The sequence below is a fragment of the Flavobacterium sp. AC105 genome (genome assembly GCF_979258495.1).
Map to the genome: position 1 here is coordinate 5,531,451 of NZ_OZ409860.1, position 20,401 is coordinate 5,551,851.

Annotated in this window: 17 protein-coding genes and 1 tRNA gene; 1 reads left to right on the forward strand and 17 read right to left on the reverse strand. The window is 35.5% G+C overall.

The genetic code is table 11. The features are described from left to right. Positions 1 to 31: 31 nt before the first annotated feature. The 3 genes from pth to ACZ0AH_RS23020 form a co-directional block, all read right to left on the reverse strand. On the reverse strand, positions 32 to 706 hold the full coding sequence (gene pth / locus ACZ0AH_RS23010) for an aminoacyl-tRNA hydrolase (RefSeq protein ID WP_463478052.1): 675 nt from the start codon (positions 704 to 706) through the stop codon (positions 32 to 34). Between the two features lie 386 nt (positions 707 to 1,092). Further along, the gene (locus tag ACZ0AH_RS23015; RefSeq protein WP_055097594.1) at positions 1,093 to 1,704 is read right to left on the reverse strand and encodes a 50S ribosomal protein L25/general stress protein Ctc; all 612 of its coding nucleotides are present in this window, start codon (positions 1,702 to 1,704) and stop codon (positions 1,093 to 1,095) included. Positions 1,705 to 1,826: 122 nt separating this feature from the next. Beyond that, positions 1,827 to 2,768, reverse strand: coding sequence for a ribose-phosphate pyrophosphokinase (locus ACZ0AH_RS23020; protein ID WP_055097593.1), 942 nt, complete (start codon positions 2,766 to 2,768; stop codon positions 1,827 to 1,829). A 300-nt stretch (positions 2,769 to 3,068) separates the two neighbouring features. Between ACZ0AH_RS23020 and ACZ0AH_RS23025 the strand changes: the two genes are divergently transcribed. Further along, positions 3,069 to 3,148 (forward strand) — tRNA-Leu (locus ACZ0AH_RS23025). Positions 3,149 to 3,283: 135 nt separating this feature from the next. Here ACZ0AH_RS23025 and ACZ0AH_RS23030 read toward each other — a convergent pair. The 14 genes from ACZ0AH_RS23030 to ACZ0AH_RS23095 all read right to left on the reverse strand — a co-directional run bounded on the left by ACZ0AH_RS23030 (position 3,284) and on the right by ACZ0AH_RS23095 (position 20,392). Then, positions 3,284 to 3,673: a hypothetical protein gene (locus ACZ0AH_RS23030; RefSeq protein ID WP_463478053.1), complete on the reverse strand. Its 390-nt coding sequence runs from the start codon at positions 3,671 to 3,673 to the stop codon at positions 3,284 to 3,286. A 73-nt stretch (positions 3,674 to 3,746) separates the two neighbouring features. Next, positions 3,747 to 3,920: a hypothetical protein gene (locus ACZ0AH_RS23035; protein ID WP_463478054.1), complete on the reverse strand. Its 174-nt coding sequence runs from the start codon at positions 3,918 to 3,920 to the stop codon at positions 3,747 to 3,749. Positions 3,921 to 4,055: 135 nt separating this feature from the next. Then, positions 4,056 to 4,517 (reverse strand): OsmC family protein, encoded by a 462-nt coding sequence (locus ACZ0AH_RS23040; RefSeq protein WP_463478055.1) that lies wholly within the window; start codon positions 4,515 to 4,517, stop codon positions 4,056 to 4,058. Between the two features lie 177 nt (positions 4,518 to 4,694). Further along, positions 4,695 to 5,285, reverse strand: a complete 591-nt coding sequence (locus ACZ0AH_RS23045; protein ID WP_463478056.1) for a hypothetical protein — start codon at positions 5,283 to 5,285, stop codon at positions 4,695 to 4,697. Positions 5,286 to 5,465: 180 nt separating this feature from the next. Further along, positions 5,466 to 6,344: an alpha/beta fold hydrolase gene (locus ACZ0AH_RS23050; protein ID WP_463478057.1), complete on the reverse strand. Its 879-nt coding sequence runs from the start codon at positions 6,342 to 6,344 to the stop codon at positions 5,466 to 5,468. Between the two features lie 173 nt (positions 6,345 to 6,517). Continuing rightward, positions 6,518 to 7,702, reverse strand: a complete 1,185-nt coding sequence (locus tag ACZ0AH_RS23055; protein ID WP_463478058.1) for an aldose epimerase family protein — start codon at positions 7,700 to 7,702, stop codon at positions 6,518 to 6,520. A 102-nt stretch (positions 7,703 to 7,804) separates the two neighbouring features. Then, positions 7,805 to 9,313 carry an L-arabinose isomerase gene (gene araA, locus ACZ0AH_RS23060; RefSeq protein ID WP_463478059.1) on the reverse strand — a complete coding sequence of 503 codons (1,509 nt, stop codon included), beginning with the start codon at positions 9,311 to 9,313 and terminating at the stop codon, positions 7,805 to 7,807. Between the two features lie 154 nt (positions 9,314 to 9,467). Next, positions 9,468 to 10,169 (reverse strand): L-ribulose-5-phosphate 4-epimerase, encoded by a 702-nt coding sequence (locus ACZ0AH_RS23065; protein ID WP_072957886.1) that lies wholly within the window; start codon positions 10,167 to 10,169, stop codon positions 9,468 to 9,470. Beyond that, positions 10,153 to 11,844: a ribulokinase gene (locus ACZ0AH_RS23070; protein WP_463478060.1), complete on the reverse strand. Its 1,692-nt coding sequence runs from the start codon at positions 11,842 to 11,844 to the stop codon at positions 10,153 to 10,155. Before ACZ0AH_RS23070 ends, ACZ0AH_RS23065 begins: the two co-directional genes overlap by 17 nt. Positions 11,845 to 12,012: 168 nt before the next feature. Then, positions 12,013 to 13,998 (reverse strand): alpha-L-arabinofuranosidase C-terminal domain-containing protein, encoded by a 1,986-nt coding sequence (locus ACZ0AH_RS23075; protein WP_463478061.1) that lies wholly within the window; start codon positions 13,996 to 13,998, stop codon positions 12,013 to 12,015. 492 nt (positions 13,999 to 14,490) lie between these two features. Continuing rightward, complete coding sequence (locus tag ACZ0AH_RS23080) at positions 14,491 to 16,476, reverse strand: glycoside hydrolase family 127 protein (RefSeq protein WP_463478062.1); 1,986 nt, start codon at positions 16,474 to 16,476, stop codon at positions 14,491 to 14,493. 13 nt (positions 16,477 to 16,489) lie between these two features. Continuing rightward, entirely contained in the window at positions 16,490 to 17,473 is a 984-nt protein-coding gene (locus tag ACZ0AH_RS23085; RefSeq protein ID WP_463478063.1) for a family 43 glycosylhydrolase, read from the reverse strand. A 112-nt stretch (positions 17,474 to 17,585) separates the two neighbouring features. After that, entirely contained in the window at positions 17,586 to 18,536 is a 951-nt protein-coding gene (locus ACZ0AH_RS23090; protein WP_463478064.1) for a glycoside hydrolase family 43 protein, read from the reverse strand. Between the two features lie 230 nt (positions 18,537 to 18,766). Further along, positions 18,767 to 20,392, reverse strand: coding sequence for an arabinan endo-1,5-alpha-L-arabinosidase (locus ACZ0AH_RS23095; RefSeq protein WP_463478065.1), 1,626 nt, complete (start codon positions 20,390 to 20,392; stop codon positions 18,767 to 18,769). Positions 20,393 to 20,401 lie beyond the last annotated feature (9 nt).

Genomic DNA, 20,401 nt, shown 5'->3' on the forward strand with positions numbered 1-20,401 from the left:
GATTTTTTAAGCGTTAAATACTTGTAAATCTTTACTTTCCATTAAAAGTTGTCATTGTATTTTCTAAACCGGCAGTTCCAAATGACTTAATAATTTCTGAAGCAACTTCTAAACGTTCCGGCAATTTTGTCTTTTCATCCTCATCCCAATCACCTAAAACGTAATCTATCTGCTGTCCTTTTTTGAACTGATCACTGATTCCAAATCTAAAACGTGTGTATTGTTGTGTGTTCAAAACCAAGTTGATATTTTTCAATCCGTTATGACCTCCGTCACTGCCTTTTGGTTTGATTCGGATGGTTCCGAATGAAAGGTTTAAATCGTCTGTAATCACCAAAATATTCTCTAGTGGAATATTTTCTTTGTCCATCCAATACTTTACAGCTTTGCCGCTTAAATTCATGTATGTGTTTGGCTTAAGCAAGAAAAAGGTTCTTCCTTTGAATTTATATTCGGCCAAAGCGCCCAATTTTACAGTTTCGAAAGAAAGGCTTTCTTTTTTGGCTAAAAAATCCAGGACTTTAAATCCTATATTATGTCTTGTATTTACGTATTCGGCTCCGATATTACCAAGTCCTACGATTAAATATTTTTTACTCACGCTTTTTATATTGTTTTTTGGGTGTTCGTGAACCTCCGGTTTCATATTGTCTGTGTTCTCTTCTTTTTGTGTTGATGAAAACAGTTTTGTTATCCATTTTATCATGATGCAAAAATAAACTTAATTAGGGAATGTGCCAATTGGTTAATTAGATAATTAGAAAATGTGTCAATTAGATAATTATTTTTAATAACAAAGAGGATGGAACGCAGATGACGCGGTTTAAACTGATTTCCGCAGATTTATTTTATAGCATTAATTATGCTCATTTTTGTCAGACTGAGCGAAGTCGAAGTCCCGTAAGTAGCTCGACAATCTGGAGTAAATTACTTTGCTGGACTTCGACTCCGCTCAGTCTGACACCGTATATTCCCTGAATAGAAAAACTTAGTCCCGAAGCTTCGGGATAGCATCTTAGCAACTCAGAACCTTTTAAAAACAAAAAAGCACCAATCTTTCGATTGATGCTTTGATATTTGTTTTGAAAAAAATTATTTTTTCTTTCCTTTTGCAGGAGCTTTTGCAGCTTTTGCAGCTTCTTGAGCAGCTTTCATAGCAGCACGAGAAATTCTTACCTGAGCTACAACTGTATTTTCAGGGTGCATTACTTTGTATTCTGGTTTACCAACTTTAGTAACATATAATTTGTTACCCATTTCAAGTGGAGTAATATCAGCTTCAACAAAATCAGGAAGATCTTTAGGTAAAGCTTTAACTTTTAATTTACGAGTGTTTAAACGTAAAACACCACCTGCAAGAACACCTTTTGATGTACCAACAACTTTTACAGGAACTTCCATAGTGATTTCTTTATCATCAAATAATTGAAAGAAATCAATGTGTAAAATTTTATCAGATACTGGGTGAACCTGAATGTCTTGTAAAATTGCATTGAATGATTTTCCTTTTCCAAGCTCAATCACAACTGTGTGTGCATTTGGAGTGTAAACCAAGTTTTTGAACGCTGCAGCGTCTGCTGAGAAGTGTACTGCTTGATTTCCTCCGTATAACACGCAAGGAACCGCTCCAGCATTACGTAAGGCTTTAGTTGACACTTTGCCCACGCTTTCTCTTTCTGATCCTTTAATTGTAATCGATTTCATTGTAAAAAAATATAGTTATTAATAAATATTCTAATTTGCTGTAAGCTCTAAGCAATAGGCTTAAGGCTTTTTCTGCACTAAGTAATAAAGCTTACAGCCTAAGGCTTAAAGCTTACTGCTTTTTACATTATAAATTTTCCACTAATGGAATTGTTGTGGTGCACCATGTGCATAACTTCGGCAAAAAGAGGTGCACAACTCACTACTCTGATTTTCTTTGATTCTTTCTTTAACGGAATAGAATCTGTAACTATTAACTCGCTTAATTTTGAGTTTTCGATTTTTTCGTATGCGTCACCTGATAAAATGGCGTGTGTACAGATTGCTCTTACGCTTAATGCTCCTTTTTCGATCATTAAATCTGCTGCTTTCGCTAATGTACCACCAGTATCGATCATGTCGTCTACTAATATTACGTTACGGCCTTTTACTTCACCAATTAGCTCCATAGTGTCGATAACGTTGGCTGCTTTTCTTTGTTTGTAACAGATTACTACATCTGATTCCAGGAACTTAGAGTAAGCATATGCTCTTTTTGAACCTCCCATATCCGGAGATGCAATTGTTAGATTGTCTAATTTTAAGCTTTCTACGTATGGTAAAAAGATTGTAGATGCAAATAAATGATCTACTGGTTTTTCGAAAAACCCCTGAATTTGATCTGCATGCAAATCCATTGTCATAACTCTTGTCGCTCCGGCAGCATCTAATAAATTAGCTACTAATTTTGCTCCAATCGGAACTCTTGGTTTATCTTTTCTATCTTGTCTTGCCCAACCAAAGTAAGGCATAACAGCTGTAATGTGTCTTGCTGATGCACGTTTTGCTGCATCAATCATTAGTAACAATTCCATCAAATTATCAGCAGTTGGAAAAGTTGAACACACGATAAAAACGCGTAATCCTCTGATTGACTCTTCGTAAGATGGTTGAAATTCACCATCACTATACGTTGACATCGTTACTTTGCCTAGCGGAATTCCGTATTGTTCCGCAATTTTTTCTGCAAGATAAACACTTTTTGAACAAGCAAAAATTTTAGCTTCTGGTTCTAGGTGCGACATTATAATTTGTTGTTTTTGCTCCGCTGCGCTCTGCACAATTCGGCTTTAAGATTTACGTAAAGCCAGACTTGTATAAATGCCTCGGGTGTAGTTAGTTGTGTGTGCTTCGTTTTAACGAGGTGCAAATTTAGAAAATTTATTGGACACTGAAAGGAAATATTTAAGTATTTTTAGTAGAACATTTAATTTTATTTTTTACATTTGCACCGTGTTAAAGGAATAAGCACAGTTATGGCAACATAAATCCTTATTCTATTGCGTTAAAATAACTGATTTATTAGTTGTTTTTTCGTCTGCTAAGCCCGGATGGCGGAATTGGTAGACGCGCTGGTCTCAAACACCTGTGGGAAACCGTGCCGGTTCGACTCCGGCTCCGGGTACAAAAACCTCTTCTTTCGAAGAGGTTTTTTTGGTTTTATGATTTCTCACCATATAAGTAGTTATATAAGTAAATTTAAGCTGTACTTTATTAAATGATATGGAAAGGCTTTAGATTATTAAGAAAGAATCACTTATTAACGGTGTTTTTTAATCTTTAAAGCAGTATATCTTTTTAAAATTAAATCATAATTTTCATTAATATTAATTAACGGTATAGTTGCTCTCTTTTTAATTTCCTCATAATCTGAATATTCTGGAGTATATTTTAGAAACTCTTCTAACTTATATTCTTTTTCCTGAACCATCTCACGATTAACTTTTATCGCAACAATTATACTGTTTAAAGAATCGATTGATAAACCATTTATCTTTGATTCATCTAAAGTATTTACCAAACTGTCATAATCTTTACTTATTTTTTCAGAAATATATAAATCAGACAATGCAATTGACACACTAGATGGTAATTCTTTTTTTGCGCATGAAGCAAAAATAATAAACAATAGGAGCAATGTTTTTTTCATCCTCTTTTTATTAAAATTTGTAATTATCAAATCTACTCCTTTTAAATTTTGCTTATTTACGGTTATCCATAATTTATATTCTATTAAATAAATGAGGAAATCGTTTTTTGGTTTCCTCCCTAACATTTTGATGCAATTGTTCTCTTCCATTTTTAATATCTTCCAATGCCTCATCTATAGCTTTCTTTTGAGAATCATTTAATAAAGACTCATCTTCTTTCTCATTTAAATCAACAATTGTTTTCATAATTAATTTTAATAAAATACTTACATCTCCTAAACGTAATAAAACTGAATTATTGTTATGTGAGCAACCAATGGAAATTCTTTCTCCGTCAGAGTGATAAGATTGTGAAGCTTTACTTTATCGCAAAGTATAGTTTTAAACCTCACAACTGCCCTCATGCAAAACAGGAAAATTGCAGGAGTTAGCAATAAAACACAATTGATTTGCTTTTGTATGAAGTTCAATTGCCAATTCAATTTTATCGTGATTTGAAATCTTTACTTTAGGATATAATCGAACTTCAATAAAACGCCCGCTTCCGTCGGGAGAAACTTCTAGTGTGGCCTCGGCATTATCTGAATATTCGAGAACTTCAATTTCGTTTTGAGAGCAGACATATAAATAGGACATCATGTGACAGGAAACTAAACTGCTTAATAGTAAATCTTCTGGATTGTATAATTCAGAGTTGCCTTTGAAAGCTTTTGCGGCGGAAACATCTAAAACAGGTTTTCCTTCAATTTTAATTTGATGACTTTTATTGTAAAACCGTTTCGTTAAATCTTCTTGGATTTGTTTTGAAGTCCAATTTAATTTTACCTTAAATAGATGTTCCATTATACTTTTTTTGTTATCGCTAAGTTAAGATTTTTATAGATGCTGGTGGATTAATCTCGCAAAGACGCAGAGTCGCAAAGTTTTTTTTGCCACGAATTTCATGAATTTTCACTAATTAAAATTTTAAAGATTCTCATTTGTTCAACAGAAGTAGCAATTTATTAAGCTGTAATTGTTTTAATTATCATCCACTGATATTAAAAAAAATTGATAAACTAAAAATCGATGGTTCCATCTCTCGTTAGCAAATTTTGTAAAGGATAAAATAGAAATAGCAATTAAAAACAGTACGGCAGTCAAACCCAAAATAAAGCATAAATAAAGGCTTAATAAACAAAGTGACCGAAATAATTTAGAGTTTGCCTGATGCCTTTCCAATTCTGGTAAAACATCTGGATTATTTATTCTTAAATAGGCTTCCGCAGCTTTTAAGGAATCCGTTTTTACAGGAAGTTTTTCATCAATAATTTCTTCGCACTTTGTAATAAAGTCTTGATGCTTTTTTAGTTTTATTTTTAAATATGTCTTTTCATAAATTGGATTCAAAATCATAGCGCAAATATGATGGATAAAATGTCCTAATATATATGAAATCACAATGAAAGCAAACCAACTAAACGCAGTCGCTTTTTCATCAGTTATATTAATTAATTTTAGGCAATGGTAGTCGACTATTGTTGTCAATGTAAAAGAAAGAATAAATCCCGGAACAATAAATCCGAGAAATTCCATTAATCCAAAAAATAAATCTCCAGGTTTTAAATTCATATTGTAAAAAATTAATTTTCCTAAAAATTGAAGCTAACTTTTAGCACTCTACTTTATCAAATGTAAAAAAGATTTACATTAATTGATCAGGTATAAATACCTAAAGTTCTAAATAAAAAACCTCGAAAGACTTTCGAGGTTTTTAGAGAATTATTAAACTAATAATTCTTGAGTCTGCTTTTATTTACCCCATTTAGTCCAATCCGAATCTGGTCTTTTAAATGGTTCTGATAAAAACTTATTCGCTATCGCATTAAATACTTCAGGACTTGAAGCCAGTGCAAAATGAGTTTCTCCTGGCATAATACATAATTGTGCCTTTGGTATGTTTTCAAAAATTTCTACCGAATGTTCGTTTTTAATAATGTCTTTATCTCCTGCTATTATAAGCACTTTTGCTTTAATTTTTGATAAATCTTTAGTTGCAATATTAGGCTGATCGACCAAAAGTCCGGCAAGTTGTTTTTGTAGATTCCAATTCTCACTAGTATCTTTCTCTTTAATTTTTGACACAATCATTTTTCTCATGTTCTGAACATCTTTTGTAGCCCACGAATTAACAGCTGTAGAATCAGGTCTTAAATTTGCACCCATCGCCACAATTTTCTTTATTTTTGTCTTCCTTGAAATAGCCATTTGTAAACCAACAATTCCCCCATCACTCCATCCAATAATATTGATCGAATCTAGTTTTAACTTGTTAACTAATTCCTCTGTATCTTTTGTAATCTGAACATATGTCAAAGAATCCGTTTTCAACTCCGATTTACCTTGACCTCTACTATCAGCAACAATAACTCTGTATTTACTTTTAAAATAATCGATTTGATTACCCATTGATTCAATACTTCCTCCATTTCCGTGGATCAATAACAAAGGTTCCCCTTTTCCATATTCTTCATAATAGATTTTAGCGCCATTGATTTCAGCAAATTTTCCAACAGCGGCATTCTTACCATAAGGCGTGTCAAATTTAAAATTCATCTGAACCTGAGCACTTCCTATCGCGCATATAGAACAGGTTAATAACAGAAGTAATAATTTAATCGGGTTTTTCATAAGTAAGAGGTTTTTTTATGGTAGTTATCTCCCAAATATAAGAAAAAACTGCATGAATTAACAAGGTCTCTTTTATGCTTATTTGTCTTAATTCTTTACAAACAAAAAAACCTCGAAAGCATAACTTTCGAGGTTTCTTAGAGAATTACTAAACTAATTAACAAATTCTAAAACTATTTTTTCACTGAGAATTTAAAAACAGTTTTAGTTTTATAATTTTCTCCCGGGTTTAAAACCGTTGTTGGAAAGTTTTTCTGATTTGGAGAATCCGGATAATGTTCTGTTTCTAAACAAAGTCCGGTTCTGTGGGCAAATGTTCCGCCATTAGGCATTGGCAAAGTTCCGTCAAGGAAATTTCCGGAGTAAAACTGAATTCCAGGTTCATCGGTTGTCATTTCCATAACTCTTCCGCTGGCTGCGTGATATACTTTTGCAATGATTGTTTTTCCTTTTTCAGGATTGTTCAACACCCAGCAATGATCGTAACCTTTTCCTCTTTCTAATTGTTCGCTTTTCACTTCGATGTCTTTTCCAATTAGTTTTGGAGTTCTGAAGTCGAAAGGCGTATTCGCAACATCTTCTAATTTTCCTGTTGGAATTAAAGTCGCATCCACCGGAACTAATTTATCAGCATTTAAAGTCAATTCATGATCTAAGATTGTTTTTGTAAAATCTCCTGATAAATTGAAATACGAATGCTGTGTAAGGTTTATAACTGTTTTTTTATCTGTTGTTGCTTCGTATAATACTTCTAATTGATTATCATTTGTCAATGTATAAGTTACAAAAACCTTTAAATTTCCAGGATAGCCTTCTTCCATATCTTTACTTAAATACGATAATTTTAAAGTTGCCGTGTTTCCTGATTTAACCTCATCGGCTTTCCAAACCACATTAAAATATCCTTGCGGGCCACCGTGCAAAGCATTTGGCGCATTATTTATGGCCAATTGATAATCTTTTCCATCTAAAGTAAATTTCCCTTTAGCTATTCTGTTTCCGTATCTTCCAATCAAAGCTCCAAAAAATGGATTTTCCTTTTCATATTGTGCCAAAGAATTAAATCCGATTACTACATTTTCAGAAACACCGTCTTTATTAGGCACTTTCAAATCTGTAATTCTTCCTCCAAAAGTGATGATATCAACTTCCATCCCTTTTTGGTTTTTCAATTTGTAACTATCGACTTTTTCTCCTTTTGCAGTTGTCCCGTAAGAAGATTTTTCGATTGTAACCGTAGCTTTTTCATCCGAAGAAACTGTTGTAGTATCCATTTTTTTATCGCTTTTGCATTGAACTGAAAGTGTAGCCAAACTCATTAGGCTGATTCCAAAAATACAACGTTTTAATACATTCATAAATAATAATTTTAAGTTAGTAAAGTCTTAAAGTTGAAAGTCTTAAAGTCAAGTGCTTCAAAGTAACTAAATTTTTAGGACTTTATGATATTAGACTTTTGACTAAATTCCGTGTTGAAACAAGTGATAATACGCTTCGTTTGCATTGATTTTATCTTTAAAGTCTCTTACCGTCGTTTTTTCGTCAATTACCAATAATTCGATTCCGGCAATATCTGCAAAATCTTCCATGTATTCCGTTGTAATCGCTTGGCTGTAAACCGTGTGATGCGCTCCTCCGGCAAGAATCCAGGCTGTTGCAGCGATATCAAGATTTGGTTTACAATCCCATAAAACTCTGGCAACCGGTAATTTTGGTAAATCAGCCATTGGTTTAACCGCTTCGACTTCGTTTACAATCAAACGGAAACGATTCCCCATATCTACCAAAGAAACATTAATTGCAGCTCCGGCAGGTGAATTAAACACCAAACGTGCAGGATCTTCTTTTCCTCCAATTCCTAACGGATGTACTTCGCAAGAAGGTTTTGCATCTGCAATAGATGGACAAATTTCTAACATATGAGATCCTAAAACATACGATTTTTGCGGCGTGAAATGATACGTATAATCTTCCATGAAAGAAGTTCCTCCTTCAAGACCTACGTTCATTACTTTCAAGGCACGAACCATTGCAGCAGTTTTCCAGTCTCCTTCTCCACCAAAACCATAACCATCGGCCATTAATCTTTGTGTTGCAATTCCAGGAAGTTGTTTCCAAACTCCAAGATTTTCAAATGTATCTGTAAAAGCTCCAAAACCTCCTTCTTCAAGGAAAGCTCTTAAACCTAATTCAATTTTTGCTGCTTCTACTAATGAACTTCTTTGCGCTCCGCCTTCTTTTAATGAATCAGTTAGAGAATAAGAAGATTCGTAAACTGCTAATAAATCATTTAATTGTTGTTCTGTAACTTTCTCAATATGTTTGGTAACATCAGATGAATCATATCCATTTACCGACATTCCGAAACGAATTTGAGCCTCCACTTTATCTCCTTCTGTAACGGCAACTTCACGCATATTGTCTCCAATTCGAGCCACTTTTAAGTTTTGAAGTTCATCCCAACCTAAAGCTACTCGTGTCCAAACGCCCAATTTGTTTAAAACGCGAGGATCTTCCCAATGTCCCACAACCACTTTACGTTTTTTACGCATTCTGGACATGATAAAACCAAACTCACGATCTCCGTGTGCCGATTGATTCAGGTTCATGAAATCCATGTCGATTGTTCCCCACGGAATTTCAGCATTATATTGTGTATGTAAATGGCATAATGGTTTTTTTAGAATACTTAAACCGCCAATCCACATTTTAGCTGGCGAAAAAGTATGCATCCACGCAATAATTCCGATACAATTTTTAGCAGAGTTTGCTTCTAAACATAAATCCAGAATTTGCTTAGGCGATTTTAAAGTGTCTTTGCAAACAATTTTTACTGGTATTTGTGATGAAGCATCCAAACCTTTTGCCATAATCGCAGCATGTTCCGCCACTAATTTTAAGGTTTCCGGTCCGTATAATTCCTGGCTTCCTACTACAAACCATACTTCTTTTTGAGAAATGTCAATCATTTTGTTATTTTTTGTTTCAAGTTTCACGTTTCACGTTGTTGGAATCTAAAAACTCGAATTGTTATTTTAATGTTTTAGTTTTTCTTTGTTTCTGACTTCAAGTTTTGAAACGTCAAAAATCTTTGTTCTTTATTCTTTCTTCTTTTATCTAAATTTACTGTCCGTAATACGAATCTTTTCCGTGTTTGCGGTTGTAATGTTTCTTTATTAGAGAATCTTTTAATCTTGGTGCGTTTGGGTTTATTTGTAAAGTCAGGTACGCCATTTCGGCAACAACTTCAAGAACTTTACTGTTGTAAACTGCTTTTGCTGCGTTTTTTCCCCAGGCAAATGGACCATGATTTCCAATCAAAACCATTTCTACTTCTTCGTAAGAAAGATTTTTTTCCTTGAAACAATCCAGAATCTGAATTCCGGTATTGTGTTCGTAGTTTCCTTCGATAAGAGAATCTGCCATCGGTGGCGCACACGGAATATCAGCTGTTAAATGATCTGCATGTGTGGTTCCGAAGATTGGGATATCACGTTGCGATTGTGCCCAAGCAACCGAATAAGTGGCATGTGTATGAGCAACTCCGCCAATATTTGGCCAATTTTTGTATAAGTATGCGTGTGTTTTTGTGTCAGATGACGGACGCATAGAACCTTCGATAATATTATTATCAAAATCAACAATTACAATATCTTCCGGTTTTAAATCTTCGTACGGAACGCCACTTGGTTTAATGGCAAAAACACCATTTTTTCTGTCTACAGCACTCACATTTCCAAAAGTGTATACCACCAAATTCAATGCGTTTAACTGCATGTTGGCTTCGTAACATTCCTGTTTTAAATCTTTATAAAGAGAACTCATTTTCTGTAATTTTAATAGATGGATCTTCAAAAGCACTTAATTGATCGTAAGCCAACATTAGTTTATGATATGCCGCTACCTTGTCTAATTGAGGGAAATATTCTCCGTCGAAATCGCTTCCTATTTTTTGACTTGCTTCGATTACATTTGGATAAATTCCGGCTGCAACGGCTGCATAAATCGCTGCTCCTAAAGCCGGAGTCTGATCAGATGCTGCGATTTTAATTGGCTTATTTAACACATTCGCCAAAGTCTGCATGATAAAAGGAGATTTACGTGCAACGCCGCCAATCCCGATAACGCTGTCGATTTTCACTCCTTCTTCTTCAAAACGATCTACAATTTTCTTCGCTCCAAAACAGATTGCGTTTACCAAAGCTTTAAAAATATGTGGTGCTTTTGTTCCTAAAGAAAGGTTTGAAATCGCACTTTTTAATTCCTGATTGGCATCTGGAGTTCTGCGTCCGTTGATCCAGTCTAAAGCAATTGGAAGACTTTCTGAAACCGGAATTTTCTCTGCTTCTTTTGTCAATTCCACAATTAATTTATCGCTGAATTCTTCTCTTAATTGTTCTTTTAGAGTTTCATTTAAAACAGTTGAAGCTGTTAATAAATGATCGGTTGGCCAAAGTAATAATTCTTTGTACCAAGCCAATAAATCTCCAAAAGCAGATTGTCCGGCTTCCAGACCAATAAATCCTGGAATTACTGAGCCATCAACTTGTCCGCAAATTCCGCGCACCGTTTTTGTTCCTACTTCATCATAAGAACCAACCAAAATATCACAAGTTGAAGTTCCCATAACACGAACCAAAGTATTCTCTCCAATTTTTGCTCCAACAGCTCCTGAGTGTGCATCGAAAGTTCCTACGGCTACAACTGTATCTGTAGAAAGTCCTAAACGATCTGCCCATTCTTTGCTTAAATTTCCGGCAACTAAATCTGATGTATAGGTTTCATCATATAAATTACCACGAAGTTGTGCCAAATACGGATGTAATTTTTCTAAGAATTCAACCGGCGGAAGTCCGTTCCAGTCTTCGTGCCACATTGCTTTGTGTCCTGCAGCGCAACGGCTTCTTTTGAAGGTTTTTAAATCTTTATCTTCAATCAATAAATACGTCATTAAATCGCAATGCTCCATCCAGGTGTGTGCTGCATTTCGAACGGCTTCATCTTCTCTGGCAATGTGCAGGATTTTTGCCCAAAACCATTCTGATGAATAAATTCCGCCTACATATTTGGTTACGTTTTCTCCGCCCCAGCTTACTGCCAATTCGTTGATTTCGTTTGATTCATTTATCGAAGTATGATCTTTCCAAAGTACCATCATCGCATTCGGATTTTCCTCAAAACCTTTTGTCAAAGCCAGCGGAATTCCGTCTTTCGTTACAGGCACAGGCGAAGATCCTGTGGTGTCAATACAAATTCCACGAACTTGCGAAGGATCAACTTTACTCTCTTTTATAACCGTTTGAATGGTGATCTCTAAACCTTCAATATGGTCTAATGGATGTTGACGAAATTGATTGATCGATGCGTCACAATATTGCTTGTTTTTCCATCTTTTATAATGAGAAACATTCGATGCCAGTTCTTGCCCATTTTCAGTATCAATCAGCATCGCTCGAACAGAATCTGTTCCGTAATCCAATCCTATAACGTAATTTTTCATTCGAAATTCATTTTATAATAATGACAAATATAAATATAAATAATTTATAAGTGTATAAAAAACACTTAATAAAAATAAGGGCTTGTATTTTTACAAATAATGCATCAAAACAAAGATTTAAGGTCAAAACAGAAAATAAACGTTGAGTTTACATTTATTCTATTGCGATTATTTCAACTTAATTTTCAAAACCGTAACTGAGTAGGCTGGAAAATCATATTGAACTTTGCTTCCATTCACTTTAAATTCGCTTTCTTTTGGACTAATTTTAGTTGGAGTTTCAAAAGAATTCTCGTCATTTATTCCGTCTCCTTTTAAAGTTATTGCTGTTCCTTTTGCCTCTAATTTTGCTCCTTTTAAATCAATTGAAACATTTTGAGCCGTTGCAGAAGTGTTCACAATTTTCAAGATTACTTCTTTAGAATTCACATCTTTTACTGCCGATGCAAACAAATCGTTTTGTCCTGTAACTGCTTTTCCGTCTTTTGTAATGTTGATTAAATCCGTTCCTTTATTGTTCGAGAATAACTTCTGAACATAATAATTTGGTGTTCCGTACGATTGTAAATTATTGAACCAAATCATGTCCGGCGTCCATTGCCAACCTTCTACATGTGCTAATAACGGCGCATAAGAAGTCAGGTGAACAACCTCAGCATTACGCTCCATTCCGGTCATAAAAGCGGCTTCAGAAAAAGCACATTCCCAGTTGTTTTTATTATCCGGACTTGCAATCGCTACACTTTGGGCTGCATATTCTCCTGCAAAAATCTTTGGCCCTTTACGGTCATAATTGTCATAACGTGTTACGTTTTTACGGAACCAGGCCGGATCTTTATAATAATGTTCGTCAACAACTTCTGCGTTTAATTTTTTAAGTTCGGTCATACCATAATCAAAATAATCTCCGTCAGGAAAAGGTCCGGTTCCGGAAACAATAGTAATGTTTGGATATTTTGATTTGATGGCTTTTTGAAACACTTTGAAACGCTCGATATAATCTGGTCCCCATTGCTCATTTCCAACTCCAATGAATTTTAAATTAAATGGTTTTGGATGTCCCATATCCGCTCTCACTTTTCCCCAAGCGGTATTCAAATCTCCATTTGCGAACTCAATTAAATCTAAAGCATCTTGCACATAAGGATCGATCTGATCCATCGGAACTAATTCTCCGGTGTTGAATTGACAAGCCATTCCGCAACTTAAAATCGGCAATGGAGAAGCGCCAATATCTTCTGAAAGTTGAAAATATTCGAAGAATCCTAAACCAAAACTCTGGAAATAATCCGGTGCCAATTTGTGTGCAAACTCGGTATTCCAACGGTTGATCATCGTTTCTCTGTCTTCTACATTTCCAATCGATTTTTTCCATTGATAACGCAAAGCCAACGTTTTTCCTTCAACAATACAACCTCCCGGGAAACGTAAAAATCCAGGTTTCAAATCGTATAATAATTGTACTAAATCTGCACGCAGACCATTTTTTCTGCCTTTCCAGGTATCTTCCGGAAACAGCGAAATCACATCTAAATCTATAACTCCTGTTCCTTCAAAAGTGATTCTGATTTGTGCTTTTGCTTCTGTTGCCGTTGCGGTTAATTGTGCTGTATAATTGGTCCAGTCTTTTGCTGTTGGAACAACCGAAGTTTCGCCTAAAACTTTTTTATTTTTATCAATGAATTGGATTTTAATCTTCGAAATGTTTCCTGATATTTTTGAAGCTCTCAAAGACAAATTATAATGAAGATCTTTTTTGATTCCCATTCCTCTGAAACCTTCGTTAATCATTTCATAACCGTTTGCGTCATTGATTGTAACGCGACAATAATTATGATTGGTTCCTTTTTGCGAATACTGAATAATATTGGCGATTCCGGATTGTAGGTTTAATTTATGACGGTCGCTGTTTGGTTCGTTCCAACCCATCATTGGCGTTTCGAATTCGAAAGATCTGTTCTTGATCATTTCGGCATACAAACCTCCATCGGCAGCAAAATTGATGTCTTCAAAAAATACTCCGTACATAGTCGGTTCGATTTTGGTTACTGTTTTTGCAACATCAACCTGAAGATTGTTTTTTTGTGCCAAAGCTAAAAAGCCGTTCAGCAATAAACCACAAAGGGTAATTTTGGTAATTAAATTGGACTTCATTTTTAATTTGTTTGTGTTTTAATGGCACGCGGATGACGCGGATAAAACGGATTTTTATTTTTTTGTTTCACGCAGATTTTTGCAGATCTGAGCAGATTTTATTTTCTATACTTTGACTTTATTTTTTAAACACATAGACTCATAGCTTTTGATTCTGGAAAAAGGCATTTCATTTTTTTAAATTCATCCCGTCCCGACGCTTCGGGATCGGGGCTATGTGTGCAAATCCAGATTTGTTTTATTGTCTTTTTATTCATTTAGAATCTATGTTTCTATGTGTTTAATATTTTTCTCGCAGATTTGGCAGATTGAGCAGATTTTTTCATGTATGCGTCTGACGGATTGAAATCCGTCTCTACAATATGAATCGTTCCTCCGGAACTTTTTTAAATCTTTTTTATCCCATCATCTGCGACATTATCTTTCTTCTTGCCTCTTTATTCTATTTTCTTTATTCTTTGTTCTATATTCTATGTTCTTTGTTCTATATTCTCAATTCTTATAATCCAGCCAAACTTTCATTTTTCCAACGCCTCGGTTTGACCAAGAGTAATAAGGAATTGCTTTGAATTTTGAATTCTCGATGACGTTTACACCTTGCAATAAATTGGCATCTTTTTTTACTTTGAAAGTATCTCCGGCGGCTACATCTATTTTATCGAAATTGGTTTTGTTATCGATTTCTTCTACAGCATAAACTATTGGACCATATTCTAAAGAGACTTTGTTTTTGTTCGTTTCTACTTTTGCATTTGTTTGAACTTCCTGAACTTCCATTGGGAAATTAAGATTGATTTTATCTCCTTTTTTCCAATTTCTGGTGATGGTGAAATAACCGTCTTGTGGCTGAATTGCTAAAACTTCTCCATTTAAATTAATGGTTGTTTTTTGAGTCGAAGCTTTTTTATAAGAATATAAATCTCCCGGCAAAACTTCATTTCTTGCCCAACCCGGAACTCTCAGTTTAATCGTGAATTGGCTTTCTTTTTTCGGGTTAACCGAAAGAAAAACTTTTCCGTTCCAGGGATATCCGGTTTGTTGAGAAATCTGTAAATCGGTTTTTCCTAAAGTGAAAGTAGCGTTGTTTGATGCGTATAAATTCACATACAAAACATCTTTTGATTTTGAATAAATCAATCCCGGAATCGACGGAATAAATCGGATTAAATTCGTTGGACAACAAGAACAATCAAACCAGGCCTGACGCGTACAAGATCCTCTGTTTGATTTAAAAACGCCATCGGCTTCTAAGGCATTTGGATAGAAAAATTGTTTTCCGTCTAATGAAATTCCAGAGATTAATCCGTTGTACATCGTTCTTTCGATCACATCAAAATATTCTGATTTTCCGTATAAATTGTGTAATCTATGATTCCAATATACATCGCCAATTGCAGCGCAGGTTTCGTTATATGCCGTTAAATTTGGTAATTCATAATTGGCGCCAAAAGCTTCTCCGTCATGTCTCGAACCAATTCCACCCGTGATGTACATTTTTTTGTTTACCATATTATTCCATAAATTATTTACGGCATCGGTATAGGCTTTGTCTTTTGTCATGGCAGCAATATCTGTCATTCCCGCATACATATAAACGGCTCTTACGGCGTGACCAACTACTTCATTTTGCTGTACCACCGGAATATGATCTTGCGCATATTCGCCATATAATTTATGATTGTTTGGATTTCCTCGATTGTCCAAAAAGTATTTCGCCAATTTTAGATAATCTTCTTTTCCCGTAATTTGATACAATTTAATTAAACCCGTTTCTACAATTTGATGTCCCGGAACTCCTTTTACCTGACCAGGAGCATCGCCAAAAGTTTTCACTAATAAGTCTGCATTTTTGATCGCAATGTCTAGAAAATTTCTTTTTCCAGTCGCTTCAAAATGCACAACAGCAGCTTCAATTAAATGTCCTGAATTGTAGCATTCGTGACTGATTTGCAATGATTCCCAACGTTTTCCTTCAATAACCGGAACCCAAGTCGCTGGTGGTTTTGCCGGATTTATAGTTCTCCAGGTTGTAAGATATCCATCTTTTTCCTGACCAATTTTTACGATTGCAATAAGTGAATCCAAAACGCGATCTAATTTTGGATTTGGTGCGCTGATTAAAGTATTCGATGCGCCTTCGATAATCTTATAAACATCCGTATCATCAAAAGGCATTTCGCCTCTTACTGTTCCAGTTTTTTGTTTTCCGGCAATTAAGAAATTCTCAAAACGACCTTCTTCATTACATTTCTGAATGGCATACGCAATCGTAACCTCCTGCACTCTTTTGATAATAGGCAACCAGAAAGAATCCGTTAATTTTACATTTTGAATGTTTACGGGTTCAATTTGATAACCTGCTTTTAAGGCAGAAGTTTTGTCACTGGTTTGTACCACATTATTTTTGGTTTCTTTACAGGAAATCAAAATCAAAAGTGGCATACAAATCGTCAAAATATGGAAAGTGTATTTTTTCATTATATGGTTTATTCTATTTTAAAACGGGCCACAAATCATTGTCCCAAGTCATTTCTTTAACGACTAATCTTGGCGTTCCGTTGGTTTTCTTTTCATAGGCGTGATAGAAAATGTAATCTTTCCCATCAAATGTATAAGCGCTGTTATGGCCTACGCCAAAGTAATTTTCATCGCCCTGAACTAGAATACTTCCTCCGTCTTCTGTCAATAATTTTCCGTCTTTATCTACGTAAGGTCCTGTTACATTTTTAGATCTTCCAACAACGACTTTATACGTGCTTTTTTCTCCGCGACAGCATAAATCCCAAGAAAGAAATTGGTAATAATAGCCATTTTTCTTAAAGATAAAAGGGGCTTCAAGTGCGCCATCTCCGGGATCAGAATCCGGTAATTCAAATGTTCTTTTACGCTTCGAAATCGTATGCCATTCCTGTGGTTGCGCAATCGATTTTAAATCGGGATTTAGTTTTACCATTTTTAATCCTTCCCAAAAAGAACCAAAAGATAACCACGGTGTATTGTTTTCATCGAAGATTAAATTCGGATCAATGGCGTTCCACATATCACGATTTGGCTGCGATTGAATCACAATTCCCTGATCGACCCATTTATAGTTTTTGTCTTTTGGATCTAATGTTGTATTGGTCGCAACGCCAATTGCCGATGTATTTTTGGCGAAAGCCGAAACGGAATAATACAGATAATAGATATTGTTATGGAACGAAATATCCGGCGCCCAAATGTGGTTTTTAAAATCGGCTGCAACGCCATCTGCCCAGACTGGCTTTTCTGCAAAAACCTGTGGCTCTTTGTTCCAGTTTTTTAAATCTTTCGAACTAAAAACACTGATTCCGTTTCCGGTGCAATACAAATAATAAGTGTCTTTTTGTTTGATGACAACGGGATCGTGCACGACAATTTCCTGCGCAAATGAAACTGAAACTGTCAGCATCATAAGAACAAAAAGCGGATATTTTATGTTTTTGTAAAACTTCATAATTGGATATTTTTTTTTCACCATATAAGTGATATAAGATAATTTAAGCTTGGGCTGAAAACTGTTAAAGTAACCGTTTGCCCTGAAAACTGAAACTGTGACTGTAAACTATTTATTGAATTCCCTCAGATGTCATTACGACGCGTTTCATTGTTCCGTCTTTGTTATAATATAATTTGTCTACACAAACAGATCTTCTGAAACTTCCTCCATTGGGTTGTGATGCTCCGTTGTGATAGATAAAATACGATTGTCCTTTAAAATCTATAATCGATTGATGATTGGTGTTGCTGTTTCCGGCTAACTCATTTAAGATTCCTTTGAATTCCCACGGACCAGTAATTGATTTACTCATGGCGTAGGCAATTTTCTCCGGAAACTCATAAGCGTATGATAAATAATACCAGTTTTTGTGTTTGTGAATCCAGGGCGCTTCGGTATAATGTGGTAAATCGATGTGGTGAATTGGGCCGTCGATTTCAATCATATTTTCTTTTAATTTGGCGTAATGACAAGCGGTATTTCCCCAAAACAAATAAGCTTGTCCATCCGTATCGATATAAACCGTTGGATCGATATCGTCCCAGCTTATATCGCTAAATTTGGTCATGTCATTTGTAATTAAGGCTTTTCCTAAAGCATCTTTAAATGGTCCTGTTGGACTGTCTGAAACTGCAATTCCAATAGATTTTCCGGGTACTGAGCCATGTTCTACTGTTACATACCAATAAAATTTCCCGTTTCTTTCAATTACCTGCGAAGCCCATGCATCGCCTTTTGCCCATGCAAAATCTGTTACTTTTAAGGGTACAGGATGTGATTCCCATTTTTTCATATCTGATGAAGAATATACGACCCATTCATTCATTTTATAGAAATTAAAATCGTTTGGTGCTTCGTCATGACCGGCGTACAAATACACTTTGTCTTTGTAAACCAATGCCGCCGGATCGCCTGTATATTGATCTTTTATAATGGGATTATTGAATTTTGCGGGATCAATTTGGCTTTGAACTGTTTGACAGAAGACAAGCAAAACTAAAAGTGATACTATATTTTTCATTATGATTATTTTACACATTATATTTTCTCGCAGATTTTGCAGATCAGGCAGATTCTTTATCCTTTAATTCTATGAAACTCTTTTTTTAAGTAGATTTTTTTGCCCCGAATTCACGAATTTTTTTTCACGCAGATTTAAAAAGATTTAAGCAGATAACCGCAGATTACTTTTAATAAAAATCTAAAATTAATCTGCTCTAATCTGTCAAATCTGCGTGAAACAAAATAATTTTAATTTACTTTTTTACCCCAAACCGGTAATCCGCCTGACGTTAAACCTGAATAACTTATAGTTACTTTTCTTGTCGCTAATTCCCAATCCCAGGCATCTGTTACATTGCATTTTACACCATTTACGGTTAGGATTTTTTTGGTGCTGTCATACGACCATGTTCCATTTGCATCGCCGCTTACTTTTTTATCTGCGGTTAAATAAAGCGTTACTGATTTCTGAATGGTTTTGTATTGGTAATTCATGGTGATTTGTTCCCATGTTCCCACAAAACTGGCTTCGGAAATTGTTGTCGCTGGTACAGCAGCATAGCGTTCCGGATCGATAACCGGCCAGCCATCTTCTGTCCATTGAATACCACGAACATGTCCCATCATAACGGCGTTTGAAACCGCGATTCCGGCAACTCCTTCCGGTAAACGTGCTTGTGAAGCGTAATACCATTGTTTGGTTTCCGGATTTTGGAAAATACCGCAGTGTGAAATTCCAACCCAGCCTGTATGATTTTTAAAAGAGTATGGATGTGTCAACATTGGGAAACAATCGGCTCCGTTTGTAATGCTGGTTCCGGTAATGGTTTGATAAGGTCCTAAAATGCTTTTTGAACGTGCGACACGTGTGTTATACGCAACCGATAATTCGTCATAAGCCAAAAACAAATAATAATATTGTGTATCCGGATTATAGATAATTTCAGGTCCTTCGAGTGCTTGCCAACGGTTTGTATTTACGTTTCCGCGTCCTGCAATTCGTACTCCGTAATCGTCAATAGTTTTTAATTTATCCGGTTTTCCGGTTGTTGGATTCAGTTTTAAAGCTGCAATTCCGGAATGCCAGGAACCGTAAATTAAATATTGATCGCCTTCTGGTGTCTGAATAAAACTTGGATCAATGGCGTTAAATTTAAAATAAGCATCCCAATCTGATCCGCCATTTCTCACATAACTTTTTGCGCCGTCAGGTTCAGAGCAAACTACCATTCCTTTGTCTGTCCAATTGTTTGAAGCCAAATCATCTGTTTCGGCTAAGCCAATAAAAGCGCGCTCTGTCCAGGAAGTATTGGTATCTGTGCCCACAATTGGGTTTGTAACCACAATGCTGTAATACATTCTGTAAATATTTCCCACTTTGCGAACGCATGGCGCCCAATATCCATAATTAGGATTTGTGATGGGTGGCAAAGCCGGAGACATTCTGGCTCTTTTGTTATTTAAGGAATCTTTTACCCAGGCCGGAGCTTCGGTCATTGAGGATCCCATAAATTCCCAATTGACTAAATCTTTTGATCTTCTGTAAAAAAAGTGTCCATGTCCGTCTGTTGCATTTCCGTAAGAAGCATCGGTTTGATACATATAATAGTATTCACCGCATTTTTCTACAGATGGATCGTGTACGTTGGCTAAATTCCATTGCGCGCGACTTCCCCAAGCTGATATCGAGGTATAATTATCCGCATAAGTTGGTCCCGGAAAAGCAGGCGTAACCACTGGCGGCACAACAACTGGCGGATCCGTGATTACTGGCGTTATTGCCGGATCATCTTTTGAACAGCTTACCGCGGCAAAAACAAATAAAAACAGCCCAAAGTGTGAAGCAATTTTTATAATGGAATTGAATTTTTTCATCTTTTTATG